14 protein-coding genes are annotated in these 17,277 nt (G+C 72.0%); 9 read left to right on the top strand and 5 right to left on the bottom strand.

Translation table 11 applies throughout. From position 1 onward, the window contains the following. Window positions 1-3: 3 nt before the first annotated feature. Window positions 4-249, bottom strand: coding sequence for a MoaD/ThiS family protein (locus ACQP17_RS21130; RefSeq protein ID WP_433859959.1), 246 nt, complete (start codon window positions 247-249; stop codon window positions 4-6). Window positions 250-471: 222 nt separating this feature from the next. Here ACQP17_RS21130 and ACQP17_RS21135 point away from each other — a divergent pair, with 222 nt between their 5' ends. Both ACQP17_RS21135 and ACQP17_RS21140 read left to right on the top strand, forming a co-directional pair. After that, window positions 472-2,205, top strand: coding sequence for an ABC transporter ATP-binding protein (locus tag ACQP17_RS21135; protein WP_433857675.1), 1,734 nt, complete (start codon window positions 472-474; stop codon window positions 2,203-2,205). A gap of 104 nt (window positions 2,206-2,309) precedes the next feature. Beyond that, complete coding sequence (locus ACQP17_RS21140) at window positions 2,310-4,211, top strand: ABC transporter ATP-binding protein (protein ID WP_433859960.1); 1,902 nt, start codon at window positions 2,310-2,312, stop codon at window positions 4,209-4,211. 25 nt (window positions 4,212-4,236) lie between these two features. Here the strand turns inward: ACQP17_RS21140 and ACQP17_RS21145 are convergent, their stop codons facing one another. After that, entirely contained in the window at window positions 4,237-5,100 is an 864-nt protein-coding gene (locus ACQP17_RS21145) for an alpha/beta hydrolase family protein (protein WP_433857676.1), read from the bottom strand. 247 nt (window positions 5,101-5,347) lie between these two features. On the opposite strand from ACQP17_RS21145, the gene ACQP17_RS21150 reads away from it, so the two are divergent. The 5 genes from ACQP17_RS21150 to ACQP17_RS21170 all read left to right on the top strand — a co-directional run bounded on the left by ACQP17_RS21150 (window position 5,348) and on the right by ACQP17_RS21170 (window position 10,857). Continuing rightward, window positions 5,348-6,202, top strand: coding sequence for a winged helix-turn-helix transcriptional regulator (locus tag ACQP17_RS21150; protein ID WP_433857677.1), 855 nt, complete (start codon window positions 5,348-5,350; stop codon window positions 6,200-6,202). A gap of 24 nt (window positions 6,203-6,226) precedes the next feature. Further along, window positions 6,227-7,252, top strand: a complete 1,026-nt coding sequence (locus tag ACQP17_RS21155) for a LacI family DNA-binding transcriptional regulator (protein WP_364879420.1) — start codon at window positions 6,227-6,229, stop codon at window positions 7,250-7,252. A 138-nt stretch (window positions 7,253-7,390) separates the two neighbouring features. Beyond that, entirely contained in the window at window positions 7,391-8,494 is a 1,104-nt protein-coding gene (locus ACQP17_RS21160; RefSeq protein WP_433857678.1) for a S1C family serine protease, read from the top strand. A 135-nt stretch (window positions 8,495-8,629) separates the two neighbouring features. Continuing rightward, on the top strand, window positions 8,630-9,364 hold the full coding sequence (locus ACQP17_RS21165; RefSeq protein ID WP_433857679.1) for a response regulator transcription factor: 735 nt from the start codon (window positions 8,630-8,632) through the stop codon (window positions 9,362-9,364). After that, entirely contained in the window at window positions 9,361-10,857 is a 1,497-nt protein-coding gene (locus ACQP17_RS21170) for a sensor histidine kinase (protein WP_433857680.1), read from the top strand. The genes ACQP17_RS21165 and ACQP17_RS21170 overlap by 4 nt, the downstream gene beginning before the upstream one ends. Before the next feature lie 52 nt (window positions 10,858-10,909). Here ACQP17_RS21170 and ACQP17_RS21175 read toward each other — a convergent pair whose 3' ends face one another. Next, entirely contained in the window at window positions 10,910-12,298 is a 1,389-nt protein-coding gene (locus tag ACQP17_RS21175; RefSeq protein WP_433857681.1) for an LmeA family phospholipid-binding protein, read from the bottom strand. A gap of 271 nt (window positions 12,299-12,569) precedes the next feature. Between ACQP17_RS21175 and ACQP17_RS21180 the strand changes: the two genes are divergently transcribed. Continuing rightward, entirely contained in the window at window positions 12,570-13,463 is an 894-nt protein-coding gene (locus ACQP17_RS21180; RefSeq protein ID WP_433857682.1) for an SDR family oxidoreductase, read from the top strand. Between the two features lie 215 nt (window positions 13,464-13,678). Here the strand turns inward: ACQP17_RS21180 and ACQP17_RS21185 are convergent, their stop codons facing one another. After that, window positions 13,679-15,490: a bifunctional metallophosphatase/5'-nucleotidase gene (locus ACQP17_RS21185; RefSeq protein ID WP_433857683.1), complete on the bottom strand. Its 1,812-nt coding sequence runs from the start codon at window positions 15,488-15,490 to the stop codon at window positions 13,679-13,681. Window positions 15,491-15,665: 175 nt separating this feature from the next. Here ACQP17_RS21185 and mshD point away from each other — a divergent pair, with 175 nt between their 5' ends. Next, entirely contained in the window at window positions 15,666-16,589 is a 924-nt protein-coding gene (mshD, locus tag ACQP17_RS21190; protein ID WP_433859961.1) for a mycothiol synthase, read from the top strand. Window positions 16,590-16,655: 66 nt separating this feature from the next. On the opposite strand, the gene ACQP17_RS21195 is transcribed toward mshD, so the two are convergent. Then, a complete protein-coding gene (locus ACQP17_RS21195; protein ID WP_433857684.1) occupies window positions 16,656-17,249 on the bottom strand; it encodes a GNAT family N-acetyltransferase in 594 nt (197 codons plus the stop codon). Between the last annotated feature and the right edge of the window lie 28 nt (window positions 17,250-17,277).

The following is a 17,277-nucleotide window of genomic DNA, read 5'->3' on the forward strand; positions in this document are numbered from 1 at the left end:
TGCTCACCCTCCCGCGAACGGCGGCAGTACCTCGACGGTCCCGCCCTCGGCCAGCGGCACCGTCCCGTGGTCGCGGGTGCCGACCGGCGCGCCGTCCACCAGGAACGAGCAGCGCAGCAGCACGCGGGCGAACTCGGGGTTCGCGGCGTGCTCCGCCCGCGCCGCGTCGAGTGCCTCGGCGAGCGTCGCCGCCGCGTACGGCTCCTCTGCCGTGCCGGCGGCGGCCTTGGCCGCCGCCCAGTAGCGCACGGTGCCAGTTGTTGTCACGGCGGCCTCTTCGTCGTGTTCGTCGGTGCGTCGTGTCGGTCGGGGGCGTCCGGTGGTGGCCGGTGCCCCGTCGTTGCCGCCTCCATGATGGCGTACGCGGCGGCCCGTCCGGTTCCGGCAACATCTGGCAAAGCCTGCCCGTCCAAGCGGGGCAGACCGGGGAAATTCGGTTGCCGTGGGCACATGTTCGCTTAGGCTCACTGTGTGTTGGTCCGACTTGTACGGGGACATCTGCGGCCCCACAGACGCGCGATCTCCCTGATCGTGCTGCTCCAGCTGATCCAGACGCTCGCCACCCTCTACCTGCCCACCCTCAACGCCGACATCATCGACAACGGCGTCGTGAAGGGGGACACGGGCTACATCCTCGGCACCGGCGGCTTCATGGTCGTCGTCACCCTGCTGCAGATCGTCTGCGCGATCGGTGCCGTCTACTTCGGTGCCCGCACGGCCATGGCGCTGGGCCGGGACCTGCGCGCCGCGGTCTTCGACCGGGTGCAGTCCTTCTCCTCCCGGGAGATGGGCACGTTCGGGGCGCCGTCGCTGATCACCCGCACCACCAATGACGTCCAGCAGGTCCAGATGCTGGTGCTGATGACGTTCACGATGATGGTGACGGCGCCGATCATGTGCATCGGCGGCGTGCTGATGGCGCTCAACCAGGACGTGCCGCTGTCCGGTCTGCTGCTGGTCATCGTCCCCGTCCTGGCGGTGCTGATCTCCCTGATCGTGCGCCGGCTGCGCCCGCTCTTCCGCGGGGTGCAGCAGCGCATCGACACCGTCAACCGTGTCCTGCGCGAGCAGATCACCGGCATCCGCGTCATCCGCGCCTTCGTCCGTGACGGCTACGAGCGCGAGCGGTTCGCCGGGGCCAACACCGATCTGTTCGACATGTCGCTGCGCTCCGGCCGGCTGATGTCGATGATGTTCCCGCTGGTCATGCTGATCGTGAACCTCTCCAGCGTGGCCGTCGTCTGGTTCGGCGGGCTGCGGATCGACGCCGACGAGATGGAGATCGGCGCGCTGACGGCCTTCCTCAGCTACCTCATGTACATCCTGATGTCGATCATGATGGCGACGTTCATGGTGATGATGCTGCCGCGCGCGGAGGTCTGCGCCGAGCGCATCCACGAGGTGCTGTCCACCGACTCCAGCGTCACCCCGCCCGAGCACCCGGTCACCACGCTGCGCCGGCACGGCGAACTGGAACTGCGAAACGTCGAGTTCCGCTTCCCCGGTGCCGAGCAGCCGGTTCTCAGGGACATCTCGCTGATCGCCCGCCCCGGCGAGACCACTGCCGTCATCGGCTCCACGGGCTCGGGCAAGTCGACCCTGCTGGGCCTCGTACCGCGGCTCTTCGACGCGACCGGCGGCGCGGTCCTGGTGGACGGCGAGGACGTCCGCACCCTCGACCAGGAGACGCTGGCCCGGACCATAGGCCTGGTCCCGCAGAAGCCGTACCTCTTCTCCGGCACCGTCGCCAGCAACCTGCGCTACGGCAATCCGGACGCCACCGACGAGGAGCTGTGGCAGGCGCTGGAGACCGCCCAGGCCCGGGAGTTCGTCGAGCGGATGGAGGGCGGGCTGGCGGCCCCCGTCGCGCAGGGCGGCGGCAATGTCTCCGGCGGTCAGCGGCAGCGGCTGGCCATCGCGCGGGCGCTGGTGCGCCGGCCCGAGATCTACCTCTTCGACGACTCCTTCTCCGCGCTGGACTACGCGACGGACGCGGCGCTGCGGGCCGCGCTGTCCCGGGAGACCGACCGCGCGACGGTGGTGATCGTCGCTCAGCGGGTCGCCACGATCCGGGGGGCCGACCGGATCGTCGTCCTGGACGAGGGCCGGGTCGTCGGCACCGGTACCCACACCGAGCTGATGGCCGGCAACGAGACCTACCGGGAGATCGTGCTCTCCCAGCTCACCGAGCAGGAGGCGGCGTGACCACCGCGGACAGGGCGCCGGCCACCGGGACCCCGGCAGCCGGCGAGCAGAGCGCCCCGGCGCCCCGGAGAGGCCCGGCCCCGGCGGTCGGGCCGGCCCGGATGATGGGCGGCCAGCCCACCGAGAAGTCCATGAACTTCAAGGGCTCCGGCAAGCGGCTGCTGTCCCAGATGCGGCCCGAGCGCGGCGTCATCGGCATCGGGCTGCTGCTGGCCGTCGTCAGCGTGGCGCTGGCGGTGGTGGGTCCCAAGGTGCTCGGCAGGGCCACCGACCTGATCATGTCCGGTGTCATCGGCCGCCGGCTGCCCGAGGGGATCTCCAAGGCCCAGGCGATGGCCCAGCTGCGCGCCCACGGCCAGGGCGGGCTCGCCGACATGCTCGACGCGATGCCGGTCGTGCCCGGCCGGGGCATCGACTTCGGCGCCGTCGGCGGGGTGCTGCTCTGGGCCGCCGTGATCTACCTGGGCGCCACGGTGTTCGGCTTCGTCCAGGCCCGGATCGCCACCCGCGTCGTCCAGCGGACCGTCTTCCGGCTGCGCGAGCAGGTCGAGGAGAAGCTGGCGCGGCTGCCGCTGAGCTACTTCGACCGGCAGCAGCGCGGCGAGGTGCTCTCCCGCGCCACCAACGACATCGACAACATCCAGCAGACGCTGCAGCAGACCCTCAGCCAGATCGTGGCCTCGCTGCTGACCATCGTCGGCGTGCTGGTGATGATGTTCTGGATCTCGTGGCTGCTGGCGCTGGTCGCCCTGGTCACGGTCCCGCTCTCGATCCTCGTCGCCACCAAGGTCGGCAAGCGGGCCCAGCCGCAGTTCGTCCAGCAGTGGAAGACCACCGGCAAGCTCAACGCGCACATCGAGGAGATGTACACCGGCCACAGCCTGGTGAAGGTCTTCGGCCGCCAGCGGGAGTCCGCCGAGCTGTTCCGCGAGCAGAACGACGCGCTGTACGACGCGGGGTTCCGGGCCCAGTTCATCTCCGGGATCATCCAGCCCGCGATGATGTTCATCGGCAATCTGAACTACGTCATGGTGGCGGTCGTCGGCGGTCTGCGGGTCGCCTCCGGGGCGCTGTCCATCGGCGACGTCCAGGCCTTCATCCAGTACTCCCGGCAGTTCAGCCAGCCGCTCACCCAGGTCGCCTCGATGGCCAACCTCGTCCAGTCCGGCGTGGCCTCCGCCGAGCGGGTCTTCGAACTCCTCGACGCCGCCGAGCAGGAGCCCGACCCCGCCCGCCCGGCCCGGCCCGCGCGGGTGGAGGGCCGTGTCGAGTTCGAGGACGTCACCTTCCACTACTCCGCCGACAAGCCGCTCATCGAGGAGCTGTCGCTGGCCGTCCACCCCGGGCAGACGGTGGCGATCGTCGGCCCGACGGGCGCCGGCAAGACCACGCTCGTCAATCTGCTGATGCGCTTCTACGAGGTGCGCGGCGGCCGGATCACCCTCGACGGCACCGACATCGCCGGCATGGCACGCGAGGAACTGCGCTCCCACATCGGCATGGTCCTCCAGGACACCTGGCTGTTCGGCGGCACGATCGCGGAGAACATCGCCTACGGAGCGCCCGCGGGCACCTCCATGGACACGATCGTGGCGGCGGCCAGGGCCACCCACGTCGACCGCTTCGTGCGCACCCTGCCGGACGGCTACGACACGGTGCTCGACGACGAGGGCGGCAATGTCTCGGTCGGTGAGAAGCAGCTGATCACCATCGCCCGTGCCTTCCTCGCCGAACCGGCCATCCTGGTCCTGGACGAGGCCACCAGCTCGGTCGACACCCGCACCGAGGTGCTCATCCAGCACGCGATGGCCCGGCTCCGCAGCGGCCGCACCAGCTTCGTCATCGCCCACCGGCTCTCCACCATCCGCGACGCCGACACCATCCTGGTGATGGAGAACGGCGCGATCGTGGAACAGGGCCCGCATGACGCCCTGTTGGCGGCCGGCGGCGCCTACGCCCGTCTGTACGCGGCGCAGTTCGCCGAGGCGGTGGCCGAGACGGAGTGAGAGCGGCGGGCCGGCCGCCGCACCGCTACTGCGGGGTGCGGGCCGTGATCCACTCCCCGATCCGCCCCAGCAGCTCCGGCGCCGCCGCGTTCTCCGCGTGCCCGAAGCCCCGCTCGATCCACAGCTCCGTCGTCGCGGGGTCGGCGGCCGCGCTCAGCATCCGCGGATGATCGAGCGGGAAATACGGGTCGCGGTCGCCGTGGACCAGCAGCAGCGGCGTGGGCGCGATCCGCGGCACGGCCTCGGTGGGGGAGAGCGGGACCGGGTCCCAGTCCTCGGGGTGGATCCGGGTGCCCAGCCCGAGCCGGGAGACGAGCCGGCCGGCGGGGCGGGTGATGGCCCAGTTGACCCGGCGCATGGACGCGGTGCCGCGGTAGTACCAGCGGGCCGGGGCACTGACCGAGACGGCCGTGTCGGCGTGCGCACCGGTGCGCTCGTCGTGCGCCCCCGGGCGGTGCAGGGCCGCGTGCCGCAGGACGACCGACCCGCCCATGGAGAAGCCGACGGTGGCGACCCGGCGGTGGCCCAGGGCGCGGGCCCAGCGGACCGCGGCGGCCAGGTCCTCCACCTCCCGGTCGCCGACCGTGGAGCGCCCGCCGGAGCCGCCATGTCCACGGAAAGAGAACGTGATCACGTCCGCATGCTGGGAAAATGCGGCGGCCGCCCGGCGGAGTGCGGGGCGGTCCAGCGCCCCCGTGAAACCGTGCGCGAGGACGATCGCCGGGGCGTCGGCGCGGACGCCGCAAGCCGCTTCATCCGGGGCCCGGCGGGGGGTGTGGGCGGCCTCGATCCGGACCCCGTCGGAGGTCAACAGGCACACCCTCTGACCACTCGAAGTGATCGAGGGAACACAAGAACGCGCAAAATCGGCCTCGGGTCCGGGAGTCATGTGAGCTATTCTGCTGGGCAGGAAGGATCCGGGCAGCGTTGCCCCCGGATCCTTTTGTGCTTTCAGCCACGCGCCGGCGCGGCTGAAAGGACCCCGTACGAAGCAGTGCCGCAGACACCCCGGCCGAGGCCGGGGGTGCCCCCGTCGCAGGGACCGAGGAGGAACCAGACGTCATGGGCGAGCGAAGCAGGCAGGACCGCACACCGCACAGGGTGATTCGACCCGAGAACCGGGCAGGTGGTCGCACGTGAGTTCACTCCTGCTGCTGACCAATGCACTCCAGCCGTCGACGGAGGTGCTCCCGGCGCTCGGTCTGCTGCTGCACAGCGTGCGGGTGGCCCCTGCCGAGGGCCCCGCACTCATCGACACCCCCGGGGCCGACGTCATACTGATCGACGGCCGCCGTGACCTGCCCCACGTACGGTCCCTGTGCCAGCTGCTGCGGTCCACCGGACCCGGCTGCCCGCTGGTGCTGGTCGTCACCGAGGGCGGGCTGGCCGCCGTCACCGCCGACTGGGGCGTGGACGACGTCCTGCTGGACACCGCGGGCCCCGCCGAGGTCGAGGCCCGGCTGCGGCTGGCCATGGGCCGCCAGCAGATCACCACCGACGACGGCCCGATGGAGATCCGCAACGGTGATCTCTCGGTGGACGAGGCGACGTACAGCGCGAAGCTCAAGGGCCGGGCCCTGGACCTGACCTTCAAGGAGTTCGAGCTGCTGAAGTACCTGGCGCAGCACCCGGGCCGGGTCTTCACCCGCGCCCAGCTCCTCCAGGAGGTCTGGGGCTACGACTACTTCGGCGGCACGCGGACGGTCGACGTCCACGTCCGGCGGCTGCGCGCCAAGTTCGGCCCCGAGCACGAGTCGCTGATCGGCACGGTCCGCAACGTCGGCTACCGCTTCGTGGTGCCGGAGAAGCCGGACCGGTCGGGCGAGGGCAAGGGCAAGGGCGAGGCAGCGAAGACGGCGGAGTCCTCGGGGGCCCCGGGGGCCCCGGCCGTGTCGCGGCGTGACGGACGGGGCGCACCGGGTGGTGACGGTTCCGCGAAGGCGGCCGGCGCCGGCGCGGAATCCCCCGCGCCACAGCCTGCCCGCCGGTAGCACCACCCGCGTAGACTGCCGCGCGTGGCCAAGGTGACGCGGGATGATGTGGCAAGACTGGCGGGTACGTCCACCGCCGTTGTCAGTTACGTCATCAACAACGGACCACGGCCGGTCGCCCCGGCCACGCGCGAGCGGGTACTCGCCGCCATCCAGGAGCTCGGCTACCGGCCGGACCGGGTGGCGCAGGCGATGGCGTCCCGCCGTACCGACCTCATAGGTCTGATCGTGCCGGACACCCGGCAGCCGTTCTTCGCGGAGATGGCGCACGCGGTCGAACAGGCCGCCGCCGAGCGCGGAAAGATGGTCCTGGTCGGCAACGCCAACTACCTCGACGAGCGCGAGGTGCACTATCTGCGCGCCTTCCTCGGGATGCGGGTGTCCGGGCTGATCCTCATCAGCCAGGGCCCCAGCGAGCACGCGGCCGCCGAGATCGACGCCTGGGACGCCCGGGTGGTGCTGCTGCACCGCCGGCCGGACGCCATCGACGACGTCGCGGTGATGACGGACGACATCTGGGGCGCGCAGCTGGCGACCCGGCATCTGCTGGAGCACGGTCATCCCTACGTCGCCTTCCTCGGCGGCACGGAGGAGACCCCGAAGTCCGGCGACCCGGTCACCGACCACGTCGAGGGCTGGCGGCGGGCCATGCAGGAGTCCCAGAAGTCCACCGAGGGGCGCTACTTCCAGGCCCTGTACAACCGCTATGACGCCTACCAGGTCGCGCTGAAGCTGCTGGCCGGGCCCCAGCGGCCGCCGGCCATCATGTGCGCTACCGACGACCAGGCGATCGGGGTGCTGCGGGCGGCCCGCGAGCTGCGCATCGACGTGCCCGGTGAGCTGGCGGTCGCGGGCTTCGACGACGTGAAGGAGGCGGCACTGACCGACCCGCCGCTGACCACCGTCGCCTCCGACCGCGAGGCGATGGCGCGGGCGGCGGTCGATCTGGTGCTGGACGACGGGCTGCGGGTGGTGGGCTCCCGCCGTGAGCGGCTGCGGCAGTTCCCCTCGCGGCTGGTGGTCCGGCGCTCCTGCGGCTGCGGCGGCTGAGCGCCCGATCCGAAGCGCCCGATCCGAAGCGCCAAACCCTCCCCGGGCCGGCGGCTTTATATCGGGCATACCCACTTCTGTCGGGTCTCTCAGCACGCTCTCAGCCGGTTCTCATGGACCGGGCGCAGAGTTTTCGACATGAGCGAGAACTACCGCCGCAGCGGCGATGAGATGCCCCAGGACCGACCGTCCTCGTACGGCGACTCCGACAACTCCGGTCACGCCACCTTCGGGTACGGCGGCGAGCACGCCCAGCAGGCTCAGGGCGGCCACGGCGGTGTCCCGGGCGGCACGGGGCAGGCGGTGCCGCCGCCGCCCCCGTACGCGCCCCCCTCACGGCGCCGGCCGCGCCGCCCGGTCACGCTGATCGCGGCGGTGGCCCTCATCTCCGGTCTCATCGGCGGCGGCAGCGCGGCGCTGATCGCCGACGCCACCGGCCGGGCGACGCAGAACACCTCCTCCACCCCGCTGGTCAACGCGGGCGACAAGTCGAGCGGCAGCGGCGTCTCCGGGGTGGCCAAGGCCGTCAGCCCGGCGATCGTGGAGATCAAGGCCCGGACCGCGGGCGGGGAGTCCACCGGCTCCGGGGTGGTCGTCGCCAGTAACGGCGAGATCGTCACCAACAACCACGTGGTGTCCGGCGCGAGCACGGTGACCGTCACCTTCAGCGACGGCAGCCGGAAGAAGGCCGAGGTCGTCGGCACCGACCCCGACAAGGACCTGGCGATGGTCAAGATCAACGGCGCCAAGAACCTGACCGCGGCCTCGCTCGGCGACTCCGACAAGCTCACGGTCGGCGACCAGGTGGTGGCGATCGGCTCACCCGAGGGGCTGACCGGCTCGGTGACCAGCGGCATCGTCTCCGCGCTCAACCGGGACGTGACCGTCCCCAAGGAGGAGAGCCAGGGCCAGCAGGGCAACGGCGGCGGCAACGGGGGCGGCGACGGCGGCTGGCCGTTCGAGTTCGGCGGCCGGCAGTTCAACGGCGACACCGGCTCCTCGAAGACCTCCTACAAGGCGATCCAGACCGACGCCTCGCTCAACCCGGGCAACTCCGGCGGCGCGCTGATCAACATGCAGGGCCAGATCATCGGCATCAACTCCGCGATGTACTCGCCGAGTTCGGCGTCGAGCAGCTCGGCCGGCAGCATCGGCCTGGGCTTCGCCATCCCGATCAACACCGTCAAGGACGACCTCGACTCCCTGCGCGGCGGCGGGAGCGGAGGCAGCAACGGCGTCTGACCCCCGGCCCTTCCCCGGGAGTCCCCCGTCCCGCCCTGCCCCGGTACGAGACGCCACGCGTCGCCCGGCGGGAGGCACCCCGTCGTGCAAGGCTGAGGGCCGGCCGTTCCCCATCGACCCGAGGTAGCCACGCACATGAGCCCCGCCGAGCACGGTGATCACCCCTCCCGCATCCTGATCGTCGACGACGAGCCCGCGGTCCGCGAGGCCCTGCAGCGCTCCCTGGTCTTCGAGGGCTATGTGACCGAACAGGCCGTCGACGGTCTGGACGCGGTCGAGAAGGTCGCGGCCTGGGACCCCGAACTGATCGTGCTGGACGTGCTGATGCCCCGGATGGACGGGCTGACCGCGGCCCGCCGGCTCCGGGCGAGCGGGGTGACGCTGCCGATCCTGATGCTGACCGCCCGCGACACCGTCGGCGACCGGGTCACCGGCCTGGACGCCGGCGCCGACGACTACCTCGTCAAGCCCTTCGAGCTGGACGAGCTGCTGGCCCGGATCCGGGCCCTGCTGCGCCGCAGCTCGTACGCGGCCGGCGGGGGCGATCCCGAGGAGGGCGAGTCGCTGGCCTTCGCCGATCTGCGGATGGACCTGGCCACCCGCGAGGTGACCCGGGCCGGCCGGCCGGTGGAGCTGACCCGTACCGAGTTCACCCTGCTGGAGATGTTCCTCGCCCATCCGCGGCAGGTGCTCACCCGGGAGCAGATCCTCAAGGCCGTCTGGGGCTTCGACTTCGAGCCCACCTCCAACTCCCTGGACGTCTACGTGATGTATCTGCGCCGCAAGACGGAGGCGGGCGGGGAGCCGCGGCTGGTGCACACGGTGCGGGGGGTCGGCTACGTCCTGCGGGCGGACGGCGGTGCGGAATGAGCCAGGGCACCAGGACCTCCGCGGCGGGCGGCACGGGCCCGGCGTACAGCAGGCTCGGCGCCCGCTTCGCGCGGCTGCCGCTGCGCTCGCGGCTGACCCTGCTCACCGCGGCCGCGGTGGCGGTGGCGGTGGCGGTCTCCGCACTGGCCTGCTGGCTGCTCACCCGGGCCCAGCTGCGGGACGAGGTGGACAACACGCTGCAGAACGTCAACGTCGGCCCGGAGTATCTCCAGGCGACCTATGCCAACTGCCGGGCCAGCGACCCGACCGAGAACAAGAACGCCCCGCCCTCCTACTACAACGTCCAGATCGTGCAGGTCGACGGCTCGCGCTGCATCGGACCCAACTCCCAGCCGGTGAAGGTGCAGGCCGCGGACCTCGGGGTGGCGCAGGGCGTGCAGCGCGACACCCTGCACGACGCTGTCACCACGAGCGGGGCGGACGTGCGGGTGCTGACCAAGCACATCGAGGTCCAGGGTGTGCAGTTCGCGGTGTCCGTCTCGCGCCCGCTGACCGAGGTCGACAGCGCGCTGAACCGCCTCGCGCTGCTGCTGGCGGCCGTCGCCGGGCTGGGCGTGGTCGGCGCGGGCACGGCCGGACTGGTCATCGCCCGCTCCGGCCTCAAACCCGTGGACCGGCTGACCGACGCCGTCGAGCACGTCGCCCGCACCGAGGACCTGGCCATCCGGATCCCGGCCGACGGCGAGGACGAGATCGCCCGGCTGTCGCGCTCCTTCAACTCCATGACCGCCGCGCTGGCCGCCTCCCGCGATCTGCAGCAGCAGCTGATCGCGGACGCGGGCCACGAGCTGCGCACGCCGCTGACCTCGCTGCGTACCAACATCGATCTGCTGGTGCGCAGCGAGCGGTCCGGCCGGCCGATCCCGCCCGCCGACAAGGAGGCCCTGCTGGCCTCGGTGAAGGCCCAGATGGGGGAGCTGGCGGCGCTGATCGGCGATCTGCAGGAGCTGTCGCGGCCCCCGGAGCCGGGGCACAGCGCCATCGCGGTCATCGCACTGCACGAGATCGCCGGGGCGGCGCTGGAGCGGGCCCGGCTGCGCGGCCCGTCACTGCACTTCGCGGCGGATCTGCACCCCTGGTACGTCCGGGCCGAGCCGGCCTCGCTGGAGCGGGCGGTGGTCAATCTGCTCGACAACGCGGTGAAGTTCAGCCCGCCCGGCGGCACCGTCGAGGTCCGGCTGACCGACGGCGAGCTGACCGTGCGCGATCACGGACCGGGCATCCCGCAGGACGAACTGCCGCACGTCTTCGAGCGGTTCTGGCGCTCCCCGTCGGCGCGCAGCCTGCCGGGCAGCGGGCTGGGCCTGTCGATCGTGGCGCGGACGGCGGAGCAGGCGGGCGGTGCGGTCCGGCTGAAGTCGGCGGACCTCGGCGGCACCGAGGCGGTGCTGACACTGCCGGGCGCCGCGACCCCGCCGCCGGGCGCACCGGCCCCGCAACGGCCCCCGGAGCCGCCTGCCGCACCGCGGTAGCGACGACGGGCCCCGGGGCTTCCCCCGGGGCCCGTTTCCGTTCGTCTCCCGGCTACTTCCCGCCGTGCTTCTTCGCCGCGTCCCCGAACGGCAGCTCCACCCCCGACAGGTCGGCGCGGATGCCGTCCCGCTCGACGGAGATGTGCCGCAGCCGGACGTTGCCGGGCGTCTTGGGGAGCTGGAAGGACAGCGACAGCTGGTCGGCGAGCTGCGGCTTGGTCAGGCCGGACAGCGTGCCGAAGATCTTCGGGTCGATGCCGACCTTCTGGAGCAGCCAGGGGTGGTCGGTGACCACGTCGACGAGATTGACCTTCATCAGCTGCCGGACGAAGCGCGGCGAGCCGGTCAGCTCGTGCAGCTTCTCCTCGCTGTTCAGGGCGTCCTGGATGTAGGCCTTGGGGATGCCGATCCGGTCGGCGATCGCCGGGATGCTCAGCATCGCCTTGACCTTGGCGGCCTCCCGGCTGAGCTGCGCCGCGGTCTTGCGGGTCAGCCGCAGGCCCTCCTCCTTGCCGGTGCCGGGGCGGTAGACGGCGATGTCACCGATGTCCAGGCGCATCCGGCTGATGTCGGTGGAGATGCCGCGTTCGCCGGTCCGGTGGATGTTCGCCTGCGCCCGGACCCGCAAGTCGTGTCCGGCGATCGGCAGTTGGCCCACCGCGCGCACCGCGTCGGGGCCCATTTCACTGAACTTGACCTGGGAGGCACCCAGTTCACGGTTCATGTCGTCGAAGGCGAGCAGCACGCTGCCGTGCATCTGGCCGATCGTGGCGCCCTTGATCGAGCTGGGCAGATCGCCGTCGAGACGCACGTCGTCCGCGGTGGCCTCGAACTTGGCCAGCGAGACCCGGTCGGCGGCCAGGTCGGGAATGGTCACCTTGACCTGGTCGACGCGCTTGTCCGCGAGCTGGGTGAGGAACGGGAAACCCTTGATGTCGACTTCCGGGGTCGCGTTCAGATGCAGCGACTCCTTCAGCTTCTTGGCGGCCGCGTTCTGCGCGTACAACACCGCGAACCGGTCCCCGAGCGCCAGGAACGAGGTGCCGACCAGGACCGCGACCAGCAGCTTCAGGGTGATCGGGATGGCCGAGAAGCGGCTGATGCCACGCTTCTTGCGGCGGTGGTTCGGCGGCTTCCAGCCCTCGTCCGTCTCGTCGTCCGAGCGCAGCCCCAGGCCCAGCGGGTCGTCGCTGTCGTCGCGCTCGTTGAGGTAGGTGCGCCGCCGGGGCGTCCCGTCGGCGTCGTACGTGTCGAAGTCCGCCTCGGGCTCCGGCTCCGGGTCGGCGAGGGCCGCGAGGTCCGCGTAGGGGTTGACCGGGGCCACCGGGGTGAGTTTTCTGGTCTCGCCGGCAGGGTCGTCCGGGCTGCCCGCGGTGGCAAGGGAGTCGCTACCGTGCGGCGCGGCGGGCGCCGGCGAGGGTATGCGTGTGGGGGTGCGCATCCCTACATCCCACCATGAGCGGGTCCCTCGAACGCAAGTTGCACCGGACGTAAGTCGCGTATGCCCGCCTTGTCGCGCCGGCCTTGATAAAAAATTGCCTCGCCCATGGGCAGCCCTGACCACCGTCACCCCTCCGGCCGACCCGGACGACGGCCCGCACCGGCCGGCGCCCGCCCTGTGGGAATCCGCCCGGCGCGGACGGGGTTACCCCCCTGAACACCCGTAGTCCTCGCGCCCTATCGGCCCACCACCGGAAGACGGACGTCCTCCCATGAACTCTCCCGAGAACTCTCCCGAACGCGCCCCCGTGATCGTCGTCACCGGGGCCACCGGAAACATCGGCCGCCGACTTGTCGGCCGGCTCCTCGCGGACGGCGCCGCCGTGCGCGCGCTGACCCGCGATCCGGCGCGCGCCGCGCTGCCGGCCGGCGCCGAGGCCGTGCGCGCCGACCTCAACGACCCCCAGGACCTCGCACCGCTGCTGGCCGGCGCCGACGCGCTGTTCCTCAACCTGGCGGCCGGCGGGGAGCAGGCGGTGACCGCACTGGTCGACGCCGCCGTCGCGGCCGGCGTCCGCCGGATCGTCCTCAACTCCTCGATGGCGGTGACCGGCACCGCCGCCGACGACTCGAACCACATCGCCCGCATGCACGCCGCGTCGGAGCGCGCGGTGCGCGCGTCCGGCCTGGAGTGGACCTTCGTCCGCGGCAGCAACTACTCCACCAACACCCTCGCCTGGGCCCCGTCGATCCGCACCTCCGGCGTGGTGCGTGACGCGCACCCCGGCGCCCAGGGCTCGCCCGTGCACGAGGCCGACCTCGCCGATGTCGCCGCGGTCGCCCTCCTGGACCGCGGCGGCGCGCACCAGGGCCAGGCCTATCTCGTCACCGGCCCGGAGGTGCTGACCATCGCCCAGCAGGTCGCCGAGATCGGCCGGGCGACCGGACGCGAGACACGGGTCGAGCAGATCTCCGAGGAAGCCGCGGCCGAGGCGATGGCCGGCCCCCACTTCCCGCTGGAGGCCGCCCGGGAACTGGTCGCCCTCTTCGGCACGATGGTCGACGCGCCGACCTTCCCCGTCTCGGACGCCGTCGCACGCGTCACGGGCCGCCCGGGCCGGACGTACGCGGAGTGGGCCCGGGAGCATGCGGGGGACTTTTCCTGACGGGGGTGGGGCGCCGCCGGCTTCCTTACTGCCCGCCGGCGCGCTGCCCCTCCGCCCCGAGGAACTGCCTGACTCCGCCGCCAACACCTTGACGGGGCGGGCCGCTTCGGCGATGTCGTGGCCCATGCCCGTACGGCCGGAGGCGCCCCCACGACCGCGCCCCCGCCCCGGCGCATGGCCGGAGCGGGGGCGCGATGAACCTACGGAGCCGGCGGCTACTTCACCACCGTGATGCGGTCCGCCTTCGGCGGGGTCAGGGGGGCGGTCGCCGAGGAGTGCGCGGTCAGGTAGGCGGTGAGGGCGTCCAGGTCGGAGGGGCCGACGTACTTGTTCTTGCCTTCCTTGAAGGCGGGGAAGCCGTCGCCGCCGCCGGCCAGGAACTCGTTCATCGCGACGCGGTAGGTCTTGGCGGGGTCGAGGGCGGTGCCGTTCAGCTTCACCGAGTCCTTGACGAGGCGGTCGGCGCCGGACTTCTTCATGTCCAGGGTGTAGGTCAGGCCCCTGGAGACCTGGAGGATCTTCGGCGAGGCCTCGTTGGGGCCGCTGACCTGCTGCTGGAGTGCGGTCAGGAGCTGGGCGCCGGTGAGGTCGACGACGTTCATCATGTTGGTGAAGGGCTGGACGGTGAAGGCCTCGCCGTAGGTGACCACCCCGTCGCCCTCCGGGCCGGAGGCCTGGAAGGCGAGGTCGGAGCGGATGCCGCCGGGGTTCATCAGGGCGAGCTGCGCGCCGCCCTTGTCGGCGGCCTCGGTGGCCTCCAGCTGGGCGTCGGAGATGACGTCGCCGAGCGGGGACTCGGGGGCCTCGGTGCCGCGGCCCGCGATGTCGGCGGAGATGTGGCCGACGGGGCGGTTCGCGACCGGGGCGGCCAGCTTGTTCCAGCGGGCGATCAGCGAGGTCATGTCCGCGGCCTTGGGCTGGGTGCGGTCGACGACGTGGTTGACCGCGCCGGGCGCGGTGACGCGGGTGCGCACGATGTCACGGGTGCGGCGGTCGTAGCGCAGCGTGGTGTCGGTGTAGAGCTTGCCGTAGGACGCGGCGGAGGTGACGGTGCGCGGCCGCCCGGAGGGGTCCGGGATGGTGCAGGCGTAGGCCTGGTGGGTGTGGCCGGTGACCAGCGCGTCGACCTTCGGGGTGACGTGCTTGGCGATGTCGGTGATCGGCCCCGAGATGCCATCCCCGCGGCCGGGGCTGTCGCAGTGGTAGTTGTAGGAGGTGGAGGCGGGCTGGCCGCCCTCGTGGATGAGGGCGACGATCGCCTTCACGCCCTGGTGGTCGAGGACCTTGGCGTACTTGTCGATCGTCTCGACCTCGTCGTGGAACTTCAGGCCCTTGACGCCGCCGGCGCTGACGACGTCCGGGGTGCCCTCCAGCGTCACGCCGATGAAGCCGATTTTGACGCCCTTGTGCTTCCAGACGGTGTACGGCTTGAGCAGCGGCTTTCCGCTCTTCTCGTCCGTGACGTTGGCGGCGAGGTAGGGGAAGCCGGCGCCCCGGAACTTCTTGCCCTTCTCGTAGCAGCCGTCCTTGGGGTGGCAGCCGCCGTTCTGCAGGCGCGTCAGTTCCGCCCGGCCCTCGTCGAATTCGTGGTTGCCGACGGAGGTGACGTCGAGGCCCAGCTTGTTCATCGCCTCGATGGTCGGCTCGTCGTGGAAGAGCCCCGACAGCAGCGGGCTGGCGCCGACCAGGTCGCCGGCCGCCGCGGTGACCGAGTAGGGGTGGCCCTTACGGGCCGTGCGCAGCGACTGGGCGAGGTACTCCACGCCGCCCGCGGTGATGCTCTTCTTGCTGCCGTCCGGCTGGAGCTCCTCGACGGTGCCGGAGGAGCCCTGCGGCGGTTCGAGGTTGCCGTGGAAGTCGTTGAAGGAGAGCATCTGCACGTCGACGGTGCGGCCGGCGTGTGCGCGGTGGCCGGTGGCGGCGCCGGCCGGCAGGGCGGCGGCGGTGACCGTGGCGGCCGCGGCCAGTGCGGCGGCGCCGATCGTCAATCTGCTGATGGTGCGGCGCCGTTGCGGTCTCGCTGGCATGTGTTCCCCTCCTGGATGGTCCTGAGCGGACGGCAGCTTATTGTCGACGCGCGTAGCGCAACAGGGGGAAAGGATGACGACCTGGTTGCGGGTCGGGGGCGGGGTGCGCGGGTGGTACCCGTCGGGGGACCCGGCAGGGCCGTACGCTTCACACATGACTGACGCTGCACAGGAGATGGGCCGGGTCGGCCGCAGGATCCAGGTGGTCGACGAGGTCGCGCCGGAGACGGCCGCGGCCGTCGTCGATCTGATCGAGCGGGCGGCACGGACGGACGGGCAGCCCGCCGTGTCCGAGCAGGGGCGGCTGCAGCTGCGCGGGGGCCGGCGCCCCGGCGTGCGCCATGTGCTGGTGTACGTACCCGGTGACGAGGACGCGGGCGAGGAACTGGTCGCCTACGGGCAGCTGGAGGACACCGACCCGGTGGAGGCGCCGGCCGCCGAGCTGGTGGTGCACCCCGGTCACCGCGGCCGCGGACACGGCCGGGCGCTGGGCGGCGAGCTGCTGGAGCAGTCCGGGCGGCGGCTGCGGATCTGGGCGCACGGCGGGCATCCGGCCGCCCGGCACCTCGCCCAGACCCTGGGGCTGACGATGTTCCGGGAGCTGCGGCAGATGCGGCGCCCGCTGACGGATCTGGAGCTGCCGGAGCCGGTGTTCCCCGAGGGGGTGTCGGTGCGGACCTTCCAGCCGGGGACCGATGACGCGGCCTGGCTGGAGGTGAACGCGGAGGCGTTCGCCCACCACCCGGAGCAGGGCTCGCTCATCCAGCGCGACCTGGACGACCGCAAGGCCGCGTCGTGGTTCGACCCCAAGGGGTTCTTCCTGGCGGAGCAGGCGGGCCGGCTGGTCGGCTTCCACTGGACCAAGGTGCACGCCGACGAGGGGCTCGGCGAGGTCTATGTCCTCGGGGTCCGTCCGGGTGCGCAGGGCGGTGGCCTGGGCAAGGCGCTGACCTCGGTCGGGCTGCGTCATCTGGCCGCCCAGGGGCTGCCGACGGCGATGCTCTACGTGGACGCGGACAACGCCGCGGCGGTCAGCGTGTACGAGCGGATGGGGTTCGCCACCCACGAGACGGATCTGATGTACCGCTCGGAGACGTGAGCGCCGGGCCGGAGGCGGCCCGAGGAGGAGGAAGCGGGGCGGGCCCACGGTGGCCCGCCCCGCTTCTCACTGTCCGGGTGCGGCCTGCCGCCGCGCCCGCCACTCGCGCGCCAGCATCGCGTAGACGACCTCGTCGGCCCACTCCCCGTCGAGGAACTCGTTCTCCCGCAGATGGCCCTCGCGGCGCATCCCCAGCCGTTCCAGGAGCCGGGCGGAGGCGGTGTTGCGCCAGTCCAGCTCGGCCTGGATGCGGTGCAGCCCCAGCTCCTCGAAGCCGAGCCGCAGCAGCGCCCGGCTCGCCTCGGTCGCGTAGCCGTGGCCGGCGTGGTCGGGGTGGAAGACGTAGCCGATGCCGCCCTGGCGGTGCTCACGGCTCTTCCAGACGAAGGTGACGTCGCCGGCCAGCACCCCGCTCGCGCGCACGACGACGGCGAGCTGGAGGACGTCGCCGGACTCGCGCAGCGTGGTGCGGGTGGTCTTGGCGGCGACGGAGGCCCGGGAGCCGGCCTCGTCGAGCGGGCCCCAGTAGAGGTAGCGGCAGACCTCGGGGAGGCGTTGGTAGGCGTGGATCGCCGCGAGGTCGCCGGGGGTGACCGGGCGCAGATCCAGGCGTTCGGTGCGCAGCGGGTAGTCGGGGGTGTACGGCAGCGGTGGACTCACGGGCACGGATGGTGGGGGCACGCGGGCA

Source organism: Streptomyces kronopolitis, assembly GCF_050953795.1.
Taxonomy (GTDB): Bacteria; Actinomycetota; Actinomycetes; order Streptomycetales; family Streptomycetaceae; genus Streptomyces; species Streptomyces kronopolitis_A.